The sequence below is a fragment of the Pseudarthrobacter sp. fls2-241-R2A-168 genome, assembly GCF_030209335.1.
Lineage (GTDB): Bacteria > Actinomycetota > Actinomycetes > Actinomycetales > Micrococcaceae > Arthrobacter.
The window spans coordinates 1-12,840 of sequence record NZ_JARVSG010000033.1; the positions used below are offsets into that span (position 1 = coordinate 1).

A 12,840-nucleotide genomic window follows, 5' to 3' on the forward strand; every position below is an offset into this window, starting at 1 on the left:
CACCGACCAGTTCGAACACCTCAGCACCGTCATGAACACCGCCACCAACCCCCGCACCACCACACCCATACACGGCACACCCGCCACCGCAAACGCCACCGGCACGGCAGCGGCCACCGGGACCACCGACGGCGGCACCGGCACAACCGGCAGCCAGGACGGAAACCCTCACGACCGGGTTTGGAACGACACCACCGCCGGCCCGGACCTGGACCGCCGCACCCGGCCGCAAAAACTACTCGAGGGCCTCGTCGGCGCCGCCAAAATAGCCCTGGCCACCAACGCCCTGCCCGCCACCGGCGGCAACCGCCCCCAAATCATCGCCACCATCAACTACCAAGACCTCCTCCCCCACCACCAGAGCAGCACCGGGGCCGCAGCCAGCACCACCGCCAAACACACCGGCAACGGCACCGGGAACGGCACAAACCCCAACGACAGCGAAACCGGCAACACCCGCACCCGCACCGGCACCGGCACCGGGAACTTCGTCTTCACCGGACCCGTCGCCGCCGCCACCCTGCGCAAAATCGCCTGCGACGCCGACATCATCCCCGCCATCCTCGGCACCCACGGCGAACTCCTGGACCTCGGCCGCAAAACCCGGCTCTTCACCCCAGCCCAACGCACCGCCCTCACCACCCGCGACCAAGGCTGCGCCTTCCCCAACTGCACCATCCCCGCCCCCTGGTGCGAAGCCCACCACATCACCTACTGGTCCCACGGCGGCCCCACCAACATCGACAACGGCGTCCTCCTCTGCAGCGGCCACCACCACCTCATCCACAAAGAACAATGGACCATCACCACCACCAACAACACCCCCTGGTTCACACCCCCAAAACACCTCGACCCCCACCAAAAACCCCAACAAAACACCTACTTCAAACCACCCCCACCACCAACACCGCGCGAATAAACCACGCGCAAACCGGCACGGCTGTAAGGCCGCCCGAAAGAAGCCACAGCTAATCTCAGCGCCGACCCCAGCCCGGCGGCCGGAACTTACAAGTCACTCCGGGCGAAACCACGCTTTCTGGCTACATCAGGTAACAGCCATTCTGCCGTTGGGGAAAATGTCCTGGATCGGACGACGAGCGCATTGGCCGAAGGCCCGGTGCCAGGACCTCCCGCGACCAGTTCGCTGGGCGGAGGAAACTGCTTTGGATTCAGCTGTTGGCCCCACGCCTCAGAGTTCCCACACCGCCACGGAAGCCGCATCCCTCCTCGAAGCGGCAGCAAAAGAGACGCCGGAAGCGGTGCACTACTGCGAGCGGAAAGTGCCAACTACTACAGTTCCGTCCAACTCCTCCGAGTGAACAGTTCGTGCCGCCAGACCTGCGCGGCCATTATGGAAGCAGTTCCGGCTGCCTGTCGTTCACTGGTTTCAATGGCGAGATAACCGGCCTCATCCAGCCAATCAGACGCTTCGCCGATGACCCGGCGGTGGAGGCTCAAACCGTCCGGGCCGCCGTCCAGCGAGATGCGCGGCTCATAGATCCTGGCCTCGGGCGGCATGGTCGGCAGCACGTCAGTGGGGACATACGGCGCGTTCACCACAATGAGCTTCGCACGTCCCCTCAGCCGGGTGGGAAGCGCGGTGTAAAGATCCCCTTGATGGACCTGCCCGCCCACGGGCGCAAGGTTGCGGTGTGCGCACGCCACTGCAACGGAGTCAATGTCGGCGGCGTGAAGCTCCATGACTGGCACCTGGGAGGCAACCGCAACACCAACAGCTCCGGATCCACAACAAAGATCGATAACTACGCCGGCCTCCGCACCCTCCGGGAGGCGCTGCCTCAGCAGGGCCACGGCCTCAGAAACAAGCAGTTCGGTGCGCCGGCGCGGGACAAAGACACCGGGATCAACGGCAATGCGAAGACCGTAAAACCCGGCCCAGCCAACAATAAATTCGAGCGGCTCGCCGGAAACACGGCGGCCAATCCATTCAGTGAGCTCTTCGGGAGTGGACGCTTCGGATGACAACAACTGCGCTTCTTCCTCAGCGAAAACGCAGCCGGCCGCCCTCAGCAGGGTGACAATGTCGGCAAAACGTGGACGAGCAGGTAATGCGGCACGCGGCATGGGAACGCCTTTCGATGGGCCAGCAGGCACTCGCGCGTCTTCCAGCGGCCTATCCGAACTGGCCGTGGCGGCACAGGCGGCATAGGAAGGGAGTACCCGAAACTGATGAAGCAGGAATGGGGCTCACCTCCTTTTGCCTGGCTGGGATCCAATGCTAAACCGTAGTTCCCTTGAATGCGCTCACTTTGTTGGCAGGATGGACCCATGACTTCCCCCGCCCTGCACCCCATTATCTGGACCGGCACCTACACCCCGGACGGCGACGGCCGGGCAGAAGGGATCGGAGCCTTGTCCGCCCACCCGGACGGGACCTTGGAATGGCTGGGCACGGCAGCCAAGGCGGATTCGCCGTCGTTCGTTGCTGTCCACCCCGAGCAGCCCGTGGTGTACGCGGTGGCCGAGCAGCGCAAGATGGTGCGGGCCTTCCGGCGAACCGGCGATTTCAGGCTGGCGCCCCTCGGCGAGCCGCAACCCGCCGGAGATGCGACCTGCCACGTGGCCGTAGAACCCCAGGGGCGCTTCCTGACCGCCACGTGCTGGGGTGATGGTCAGGTACTGCTCTATGAACTGGATTCCGACGGCGGCATCACGGCACGGTTCCCGGCGCCCGCTTCAGTGGATCCGCACCCCGCCCAGACCCCGGGTGAAGCCCGGCAGAGCCGCGCCCACGCAAGCCTCATGCTGCAGGACGGCCGGATCATGACAACAGACCTCGGGCACGACACCCTCCGCATCTGGAACTACGTGCCCGGATCAGGACTGGAAGCAGACCACGAGGTGGCCCTCCCCTATGGCTGCGGGCCTCGCCACCTGGTACAGCACGCCAGCGGCAACGTTTTTGTGGTTTCGGAATACTCCATTGAGGTCTTCGTGGTCCGTCCCGAGGCTGGGACATTTGAACTCGTTTTCCGCGGCCCGGCAACCTCCGGGGGCAGCTTGCCGGACGACTCCGCAGCAGAAATCTGCCTCGACCGGGAGGGAAAGCACGCATACGTGGGCGTCCGCGGTTCCAACATAGTCAGCGTGCTGGATGTCGCTGCCGAAGGGACGGAGCTGCTGCCCGTCCGGGACTTCCCCAGCGGAGGGGACTGGCCGCGCCACCACATCGTGCGCGGTAACTGGCTCCATGTTGCCCATGAACGCTCGGACAACATCGCCACCTTCGAGCTGGACCCAGCCAGCGGTCTCCCCGGTCCCTTGATCCACGACCTGCAAACCCCCTCACCCACTGCCCTCGTGCCTGCTCCAGGACTGTAAGGCCAGCAGGCACAAGATCCCCCCGCCAGCACCAAAGAACAGGTTCCGCGGCTTTTCCTAAACGCTGGAGTTATTCAGTGCAAGCGCTTACAGTTGTGACGTGGTTCACAGGGCCAAGCCGGCCTTGTTGACCCGTCGGACTCATGTCCAACCCCTTGCCCCGGCAAGCCTGTACAGCAGCGCAGCTACCAGGAAAGGTCTCTTCCTTGAAATTCCGCACCCTCCCGGGCGCATCCCCATGCGCCAGAACGAGCACCACACCTCATCAAACCCGCAGCCGTCCCATAAACGGCACCCGGACTCCAAGCACAGCCAGAACCACAACACGCACGGCGGCTGCCCTGGTGGCCGCGATGGTTGCATTTTCTGCCACAGCTCTTCCAGCCCAAGCCGCCCCGGACAGCAATGACCCCGGCGGGAATGGCCATGGCAACAAAAACCCGGGATCGACGTCCGCCCTGCACAGCCTGCGTGCGCCAGTCACGGACGAGAACTTCTACTTCGTCATGGCTGACCGTTTCAGCAATGGGAGCACCAGCAACGACGACGGCGGACTGGGCAGTGATCCCATGGTTTCAGGCTTCGATCCCACCAAGAAGGGCTTTTACAACGGCGGCGACCTCACCGGACTGTTGGACAAGATCGACTACATCCAGGGCTTGGGCACTACCTCCATCTGGCTGACCCCCAGCTTCAAGAACAAGGCAGTGCAGCCCGAGGACAAGTCGGCCGGCTACCACGGCTACTGGGTCACGGACTTCACCCAGATCGATCCCCACCTGGGCACCAACGACGAACTCAAGGCCCTGATTGACGAGGCCCACAAGCGCGGCATGAAGGTGTACTTCGACATCATCACCAACCACACGGCTGACGTCATTGGCTACGAGGGAGCCGCGCGCAAGGGATACACCTCCAAGGATGCGGTGCCCTACAAAACGGCCGACGGTAAGGAGTTCGATGACCGCGACTATGCCGGCACAGAAAGCTTTCCCGCACTCGATCCGGAAACATCGTTCCCCTACAGACCACGACTCGATAAAAACGAAGAACACCTCAAGGTTCCGGACTGGCTGAACGACCCCACGCTGTATCACAACCGCGGCGACACCACTTTTGTGGGCGAGGACTCGTTCTACGGTGACTTCTTCGGCCTGGATGACCTCTTCACTGAGCACCCCAAGGTGGTGGACGGGATGAAGGACATCTACAAAACCTGGATCGGCAAGTTCGGCGTGGACGGCTTCCGGATCGACACCATGAAGCACGTCAACAACGAGTTCTGGCAGGAATTCGGCCCGGACGTCCTTAACTACGCCAAAGAACAGGGCAAGGACGAGTTCTTTATGTTCGGCGAGGTATTCGACACCACCAAGAGCTTCACCTCGCAGTTCACCACCAGGAACAACATGCAGGCAGTGCTGGACTTCCCCTTCCAGGACGCAGCGCGCAACTTCGCCTCCAAGGGCCAGGACGCCACCGCCTTGGAAACGTTTTTCGCGGGTGACGACTGGTACACCGATGCCGATTCGAACGTCTACCAGCTCCCCACTTTCCTGGGCAACCACGACATGGGCCGCATCGGCAGCTTCATCGCCGCGGACAACCCCGGATCAACCGACGCCGAGCAGGTGGCCCGCGACGAGCTCGCCCACGAGCTGATGTACTTCTCCCGCGGCAACCCGGTGATCTATTACGGCGACGAACAGGGCTTCACCGGCCCGGGCGGTGACCAGGATGCCCGGCAGACGCTGTTCGCCAGCCAGGTGCCGGAGTATCTCGACGACGACCTGCTGGGCACGGATGCCACGCACGCCACGGACAACTTCGACGCCGGGCACCCGCTGTATGCCAAGATCCGCCAGCTCGCAGGGCTGACCAAGGAGCACCCGGCGCTGCGCGACGGCGCCCACCAGCACAGGTACGCTTCGGACGGCCCCGGCATCTACGCCTTCTCACGTACTGACGCCGAGGACCAGCGCGAGTACGTGGTTGCCCTGAACAACAGCGAGCAGCCGCAAACCGCGGAGGTGCCCACGTACATCGCCAAGCGCACCTACACCCGGATCTACGGCGACGGCGCGGACGAGGCGAAAACCTCGGCAGAGGGCAAGCTCACGGTCAGCGTTCCCCCGCTTTCCGCCGTGGTTTACCAGTCCTCCGGCCGGATTCCGCACTCCAAGGCGGCGCCCGCCGTCGTCCTCCAGGAGCCGGTCCCCGCCCAAGGCGACAACGGGCGGATTAAGGTGACGGCCGACGTCGACGCCTCCTCGTTCTACGAGGTCACCTTCGAGGCCAGGACAGCAGGCGGCGGGTGGCAGCCTATCGGCACTGACGACACGGCGCCGTATCAGGTGTTCCACGACGTTGCGGCGTTGGATGCCGGCTTGTCGGTGGAGTACCGCGCCACCGTGCTGGACAACGGCGGGCACACCGCAACCTCACCGGGCCGTGCAGCAACGGTTCCTGCACCGGTCCTCACGCTCCAGAAGCCCGTGGAGGGCAGCAGCGTGGAGGGCTCCGTGGAGCTCAGCGCCACCGCGGATCCCGAAATGGCGAGCCATGTAGTGTCCTTTGAACGCAGCGTGGCCGGCGGGGACTGGACCTTGGTGGGTTCGGATGATTCCTCGCCGGTGTACTCGGTGAAGGATGACGTCTCGGCACTGGCGGATGGCACCCAGGTCAAGTACCGCGCAACCATGTCCGGCCCGGGTTTCAACGTCTCCAGCGAAGTCCGGACTGTCACAGTAGGCCAGGCACCGCAGCCGGATTCGGTCACGGTGGCCGGCTCCCTGAACCAGGCCATGGGCTGCGCTGAGCCGTGGGACCCTGCGTGCGCCCAGGCCATGATGGAACTGGATCCCGCGGACAACATCTGGCGCCTGACCGTTGATCTCCCCGCCGGAAAGTACGAGTACAAGGCCGCGCTCAACGGCAACTGGGATGTGAACTACGGAGCTGATGGCGCTTTCAACGGGCCGAACATTGTGTTGGACCACCCTGGCGGGCCTGTCACGTTCCGCTACGACAACAGCACGCACCAGCTCAGTGCCGTGTACGCGTCGCAGCAGCCGCAGGCCGTTTCCGTGGCCGGAAGTTTGGGGTCTGAGCTGGGCTGCACTGCCGACTGGCTGCCCGAATGCGAGCAAGCACAGCTGGCACTGGATCCGGCAGACCTGGTGTGGAAGCTGACGGTCCCGAACCTGCCGGCGGGCAGCTACGAGTTCAAGGCGGCCCTGGACCGCTCCTGGAACGTCAATTACGGCGCCAATGGCGTGCCGAACGGCGGCAACATTCCGTTTGCGCACAACGGCGGCCCAGTCACCTTCCGTTACGACCACTTCACCCACCTGATCACGGCGGGGTAGAGGGTCTTATCAACGCGCAACGCGAGGTCATTTTTGGCCGTTCCGAACCATCGGATTGGGCTAAAAGTGACCTCGCGTTGTTGCTGGAGAACGGCCTACCGGCGGTTCGTCAACCCTTGACGGCGTGCCCCATGCTTGTGACGAGCCGCTGCACCGCGTCCTCTGCCGTGGGTGGAGGGCCAAAGACCTCGGCCTGCCGGGTTGTGTCGGCAACGTACTTTCCGGTCTGGAACCAGCCCATCATGGCGGCCAAGTCCTTTGCCATGGGGTTGACCGGCGCCATCAGCGCACCCGCTGCCCGCACCACGCCAACGGGAACCGTTTGGACGCGGATCTCCTCGCCGGTCAGCCGCTCCACGATGTCGGCGAACTCCTGCAGGGAGATGGGCCTGTCCCAGCCGATGTCGATCCGCTGGCCCTCCACTGCCGGGGCATCCACGGCGGCGGCCAGGTATCCGGCGAGATCGGCGGTAAGCACAAAGGTCAGCGGGATTCCGGGCGAGCCGAACCACCTGACCTTGTGTTTGGCGATGGGGTCGCCGCCAAACCGGGTCACCTGGTCCAGGAAGGCCCCGGGACGCAGTGCAACAAAGGGGACGCCCAGGGCCTGCAGCCTGTCCTCCATCAGCCGTTTGTGCCAAAAATGCGGGACTTCCGGCGTCTGGTCGCACGTGAGGATGCTGGTGAGGACAAACCGGCGGATCCCGGCACGTTTGGCGGCATCGGCGAGGTTCGAGTTGCCCACCGTGTCGATTTCCGGGTTGTCGCCCTTCCGGTGCCTGGTATAGCCGGCAGCCGAGGTGATCACCGCATCGGCACCGGTCATCGCGCGGATCAACGAGTTCGCGTCCATCATGTCCCCGCGCGCAATCTCAACGCCGCGAGATTCCAACCGGGACGCGTCCGAGCCCGGCCGGACGAGTGCCCGCACCTGCTTCCCCCGGTTCAGCAACTCCGTGACCACCTGGCCGCCCACCATGCCGGTTCCGCCTACAACGAGTACTGGCCCTTCACCCATCGACCTCTCCTGACTGTTGACCCTGGCTGTAGACCCAGGCAAAACCCGGCAGGAAAGCCGGGCAGACTGCCCCCGCCTGCACTAGCCGCGCAGGGCTTCCTCCACCGCCGACAAGAGCGAGTTGAACCGCTGGTTGGTTGGAAGATCATCCAGGAAAACGGGCCGGCCGTCCGGTCCGGCCAGCGGAACCTGCCAGTTCGGGTAAAGGGCTTCAGTGGTGCCCGGTTGGTTCTGGACCCGCCGCTCGCCCACAGCATCCACCAGGGCAACACCAAGCAGCACCGACGGCGCTTGGGCCAGCAGCAGGTGCAGCGCCTCGATGGTCCTCTCTTCGCGTCCGGCAGCTCCTCCGGGCCCGTCCTCGGGCAGGTATCCGCGCTCTCTGAGCAGGGCAAACATCTTTTCCAGTGAGGCGTTATGCTCGGCACGCTCCTCCGCCTCCGAGCGCTCCAGCAGGCCCAGGCCGCTGCGCAAGGCCACGTGGTCCCCAGCGAGGTAGCCGGCGGTGGGCGGCAGGTCGTGGGTGTTGACGCTGGCGAGCGCCTGTGTGCGGTACTTTTCGGGCGCAAGGGGAGAATCGCCGTCGTACTCAAACCACAGGATGGAGGTACCCAGGATGCCGCGGGCGGCAAGGTAATCCCGGACCCACGGCTCGAAGGTGCCCAGGTCCTCCCCGATCACCACGGCCCCGGCGCGCTGCGCCTCGAGGGCCAGGATGCCGATCAGTGCCTCGTGGTCGTATTTCACGTACGCGCCATCGCCGGGAGCGTTTCCGGCCGGGATCCACCACAGGCGGAAAAGGCCCAGGATGTGGTCCACGCGGACACCGCCGGCATGGCGCAGCACGGTGGCCAGCATGTTCCGGAACGGGATGTAGCCGGCCTCGGCCAGCCGGGCGGGGTGCCAGGGCGGCTGGCCCCAGTCCTGGCCCTGCTGGTTGTACATGTCCGGGGGCGCGCCCACGCTGGTGCCCGGCGCCAGGACGTCGTGGAGTGTCCAGGCGTCGGCGCTGCTGTGATCCACGCCCACGGCGAGGTCGTGGACCACGCCGAGGCGCATGCCGGACCGGAGCGCGGCCCGCTGGGCTTCTTCGAGCTGTTCGTCGCAGATCCACTGGAGCCAGCGGTGAAACCCGATCCGGTCCGCCAGCCGTTCCCGCAGCGCTTCGGTCTGCGGCGTGCCGATGGCGCAGGCGGGATCGGACCAGAACGGGTCCCCGGCGGGCAGGTCCTCGCGGATGGCGGACCACAGGGCAAAATCGTCAAGGCCCTGGCCGGAAATCCGGCAGAACTCGTCGAAGGCGGCCTGCCGGGCCGGCGGCCGGCGCGCATGGTAGAGCAGCTCGAGGGCTTGGAGCTTTGCAGCGTAGGCGGCGTCGCGGTCCAGCCGGTTGCCCTCCTTGTTCAGCCCGGCCACCTCCTCGTGGAGCTTCTCCACCGTGGCGCGCTTGCGCGGCTTGAGATAGGCCACTTCGGGGATGGCCTCGATGCGGATGTACAGCGGGTTGAAGAACCGCCGGGTGGACGGCGAATAGGGCGATGGCTGCACGGGTGGAACCGGCTCGGCGGCGTGCAACGGGTTGACCAGTACATAGTCCGCCCCGCGGGCACCGCTGAGAGCGGCCAGGTCAGCCAGGTCCGAGAAGTCGCCGATACCCCAGGACCGCCTGGAGCGCACGGAATAGAGCTGGGTGGCCAGTCCCCAGCCCCGGCGCTCCTCCAGCGGAGCTGCGGTGGTCAGCCGTGCGGGCACCACTACCAGCGTGGCCGTCGCGGTGGCACCTTCGGATTCTGCATGCAGGGTGTGCCATCCCAGCGGCAAATCCTGTGGAAGGGCAAAGGTCGCTCGTCCGGTGGCAACGCCGTCGACATCCCGCGGCTGGACCCAAAGGTCCTGCTGGACGCCATTCCGGGACCCGGCGCCGTCCTCAAGCACGATGGTTAGCTGAGCTGTTGCACCGTCGCGTACGTGCACCGGGACCTGTGCCGGCTCGCCCTGCTGGATTACGACGGCGGGCGGCAGCATGCGCCGCCATGGCGCCAGTTCAGCTTCCGCCAGTGCCGCTTCGATGAGCTGGTTGGTGTCCGCCCGCACCCCGAGGGAAGCGAGGACCTTGATTAAAGTGTCTTCGGCGACAGAGTGCGGCAGCCCGTCCCAACCCTGGAATGACGTTCCCACGCCGTGGGCATCGGCCAACCGCTGGAGGAGGTGCGGGTCAACGGGCTCCCTGGCAGCAGCTTCATAGGCTCCCCCATCGGCAGGGGATGGAAAACCCGGCGCGTCCGCGGGCGCGGGCGATGGGAGGTGCTGCTGGTCTGAAGCCGTCATTCGTGTCCGCCTCGTCTGGTGTGATGTGGCCCGAACTTACAGTGCTGCCTGTTGCGCCGGGCGTTTGCACCCCGCGCACAACCGTTGGTTCAGATTATTGCAGGCGGGCGCACAGGTGAAACCCAGGCTGGTTTTGTCGCGTGGAGGGAGGCCGTTTCACGGCTCGAAGTGAGTGGTGACCGTGCCTGAGCTGACCTGGTTCAGGATGTCCCCGGCGAGGTCGCGCAGTTTCCGGTTGCGGTGGCTTGAAGCCTTGGTGAGGACGGCCATCGCTTCTTCCTGGGAGCACCTGTTTTGCGCCATCACCACACCACAGGCCAAATTGATCACGGTGCGGTGTTCCAGGGCTGCGGTGAGGTCCTCCGCCAGGTTTTGGGCATCAGCGATCCTCAGCGCAAGCCGTACTGCCCGTCCCGCCAGTTCGGCAAAACCTTCTGCACGACGCACCACCGCGTCCGTGAAGAGGCCCGGTTGGGAAGCGAAGAAGTTCAGTGCCGCTGCATGGCTGTTGTCCAGCGCCAGGGGAACTCCCAGCACGCTGGCACAGCCGTTGTCCTGCAGGAGTTTCTGGTACTCGGGCCAGCGGGAGTCTGTTGCCACGTCCGCGAGGATCACGGGCTTCATGGTTTCCAGGGCTGTCAGGCACGGCCCCTGCCCCAGTTCCTGCTCGAGTTTATCCAGCAGGGTTGCGCGCGGGCTGCTTCCGGCTACGGTGGCGCTGCGCTTGCGCTGCCGGAGCGTAACGCCGCACTCGATGTTTGAACGTGCGGTCTCCCCCAGAGTCGAGGCGGCGAAGACCGACAGGTCGCCAAGGAATGCGCTCACGTTTGCGCTGCCGATAATCATGTCGTGCAGCTTGACGAACTGCTCGTCATTACTGGGAGTGCCCATCCCTCAATATAAGCGACATCCACTCCTGCCGGCGCTCCACAAAACGTCACACCCGGGCCCGGGCGTTACTTCAAAAGTAGAAAAGAGAAGCACTAAGGCGGAATTCTGCAGCAGCAGCGCCGATCTGTGTAGCCTCGTGACGATCAAGGGCACGTGTCAAAAGCTGCATGCCAAAGAACTGTGAGGAGACCGGAAAATGAGCCTCAGTGAACTGCGGGTGTTCGGGCGGTCAGGCACGCCGATCAGCCCGCTGACCCTGGGCACCATGAACTTCGGCGAGGGGACCGGAGGTCCGCCCGGCGCCCCCACCGGAGCCGACGAGAGCATTCGGATCATCCACTCCGCGCTGGACGCCGGCATCACCGCCATCGACACCGCCGACGTCTACTCCCAGGGAGAGTCGGAGCAGGTTGTGGGGCGGGCATTGCGCGGACGCCGCGACGACGTTTTCCTGGCCACCAAGTTCCACGGCCAGATGAGCCCCAATCCGGCCCATTCCGGCAACTCCCGGCGCTGGATCACCCAGGCCGTGGAGGGCAGCCTCCGACGCCTGCAGACTGACCGGATCGACCTGTACCAGGCGCACCGGCCGGACTACAACACCGATGTCCTGGAGACGATCACCACCCTCAATGACCTCATCAGGCAGGGAAAGATCCTGTACTACGGCACCTCGGTGTTCACCCCGGCACAGCTGGTGGAGGCGCAGTGGCTCGCCACCACCAACCACCTGATCCCGCCGCTCGGCAACCAGGTTCCCTATTCCATGCTGGTGCGCGCCAACGAACGCGACGTCTTCCCGATCACCCAGCAGTACGGGCTCGGCGTGCTGGCCTACGGTCCGCTGGCCGGCGGCTGGCTGTCCGGCAGCTTTGTGCTGGAGTCCGGCGCTGCACCGACCCGGGTGCATTCACTCCCTGGCCGCTACGACATTTCAGGTCCCTCCAGCGAGCGGAAGCTCCATGCCGCCGATGCGCTGGCGCGGCTGGCCGACAAGCTGGAGCTGTCGCTGGTGGATCTCTCCATCGGCTTCGCCCTGACGCACCCGGCCATCAGCAGCGTGATCATCGGGCCGCGCAGCGAGGAGCACCTGGCCGCCTACCTGAAGGCGGCGGACGTCCAGCTCGGCGAGTCCGTCCTTGATGCAATTGACGACGTTGTGCCGCCGGGCACCAATTTCGTGGAGCGGGACGCGGGCGCCATTGTCCCGTCGATTGAGTTCGCAGAATTACGACGGCGGTAGTCCAGTCCCGCCGTCCGCCCGCCTGAGTGGGGCCGGGCGGAGCGGAGGCCGGCCGGAGCGGGGGCTGGCCTGAGTGGGGCCGGCACGGCCGGGCGCTCTCCCGTGCCTATCATGGCTTTTGTGGGCGTTCTCTATACAGCAGGGCACGGGACGGCTTCCCAGGACGGCTTCGAGGCGATGCTGAAGGCCGCGGGTGTGGTGTCCCTGGTGGACGTGCGCATTGGCCCGGGCAGCCGCAAGTTTCCGCACTTCGGCAAGGACCTGATGGCGGAGTGGCTGCCGGAAGCAGGAATCAGCTACCGGTGGGAGCGGCGGTTGGGCGGATTCCGAAAACTTCCGGCGGAATCCCCGGATACGGCCTTACGGAACGACTCCTTCCGTGCCTACGCCTCCTACATGCGCAATGATGACTTTCGCGCCGCGGCAGCCGCGCTGGTGGACGAAGCCAGTGATGTCCCTACCGCCATCATGTGCAGCGAAACCCTCTGGTGGAGGTGCCACCGTAGGCTCATTGCTGACCACTGCGTCCTGCTCGCCGGGCTGCCGGTGGAACACCTGATGCCGGCGTCCCGGCCGGCCGCCCACGTCCCGATAGCAGGGGTCAGGGTGCTGGGAGCTTCGCTTTTCTACGACGTTACCTAATGACTTCA

The 12,840-nt window shown here is 65.1% G+C and carries 9 protein-coding genes; 5 read left to right on the forward strand and 4 right to left on the reverse strand.

What is annotated here, in order from left to right; translation table 11 throughout:
* Window positions 1–919: HNH endonuclease signature motif containing protein (locus QRN11_RS16100; RefSeq protein ID WP_285313579.1), on the forward strand; the 919-nt coding region annotated here is incomplete at its 5' end.
* Between the two features lie 371 nt (window positions 920–1,290).
* On the opposite strand, the gene QRN11_RS16105 is transcribed toward QRN11_RS16100, so the two are convergent.
* On the reverse strand, window positions 1,291–2,085 hold the full coding sequence (locus QRN11_RS16105) for a putative protein N(5)-glutamine methyltransferase (protein WP_350224001.1): 795 nt from the start codon (window positions 2,083–2,085) through the stop codon (window positions 1,291–1,293).
* Between the two features lie 204 nt (window positions 2,086–2,289).
* Here QRN11_RS16105 and QRN11_RS16110 point away from each other — a divergent pair, with 204 nt between their 5' ends.
* Both QRN11_RS16110 and QRN11_RS16115 read left to right on the forward strand, forming a co-directional pair.
* The gene (locus tag QRN11_RS16110) at window positions 2,290–3,342 is read left to right on the forward strand and encodes a lactonase family protein (protein ID WP_285313581.1); all 1,053 of its coding nucleotides are present in this window, start codon (window positions 2,290–2,292) and stop codon (window positions 3,340–3,342) included.
* Window positions 3,343–3,695: 353 nt separating this feature from the next.
* Window positions 3,696–6,710, forward strand: a complete 3,015-nt coding sequence (locus QRN11_RS16115) for an alpha-amylase family glycosyl hydrolase (protein WP_285313582.1) — start codon at window positions 3,696–3,698, stop codon at window positions 6,708–6,710.
* Window positions 6,711–6,819: 109 nt separating this feature from the next.
* Here QRN11_RS16115 and QRN11_RS16120 read toward each other — a convergent pair whose 3' ends face one another.
* From QRN11_RS16120 to QRN11_RS16130, 3 genes are all read right to left on the reverse strand, one after another.
* Window positions 6,820–7,728, reverse strand: coding sequence for an SDR family oxidoreductase (locus tag QRN11_RS16120; protein WP_285313583.1), 909 nt, complete (start codon window positions 7,726–7,728; stop codon window positions 6,820–6,822).
* 81 nt (window positions 7,729–7,809) lie between these two features.
* Window positions 7,810–10,056: a 4-alpha-glucanotransferase gene (malQ, locus tag QRN11_RS16125; RefSeq protein WP_285313584.1), complete on the reverse strand. Its 2,247-nt coding sequence runs from the start codon at window positions 10,054–10,056 to the stop codon at window positions 7,810–7,812.
* 156 nt (window positions 10,057–10,212) lie between these two features.
* Window positions 10,213–10,947 carry a GAF and ANTAR domain-containing protein gene (locus QRN11_RS16130; protein WP_285313585.1) on the reverse strand — a complete coding sequence of 245 codons (735 nt, stop codon included), beginning with the start codon at window positions 10,945–10,947 and terminating at the stop codon, window positions 10,213–10,215.
* A 196-nt stretch (window positions 10,948–11,143) separates the two neighbouring features.
* Here QRN11_RS16130 and QRN11_RS16135 point away from each other — a divergent pair, with 196 nt between their 5' ends.
* Together QRN11_RS16135 and QRN11_RS16140 are read left to right on the forward strand one after the other, a co-directional pair.
* A complete protein-coding gene (locus QRN11_RS16135; protein ID WP_285313586.1) occupies window positions 11,144–12,190 on the forward strand; it encodes an aldo/keto reductase in 1,047 nt (348 codons plus the stop codon).
* Between the two features lie 120 nt (window positions 12,191–12,310).
* A complete protein-coding gene (locus QRN11_RS16140) occupies window positions 12,311–12,832 on the forward strand; it encodes a DUF488 domain-containing protein (protein WP_285313587.1) in 522 nt (173 codons plus the stop codon).
* The last annotated feature ends 8 nt before the right edge of the window (window positions 12,833–12,840 follow it).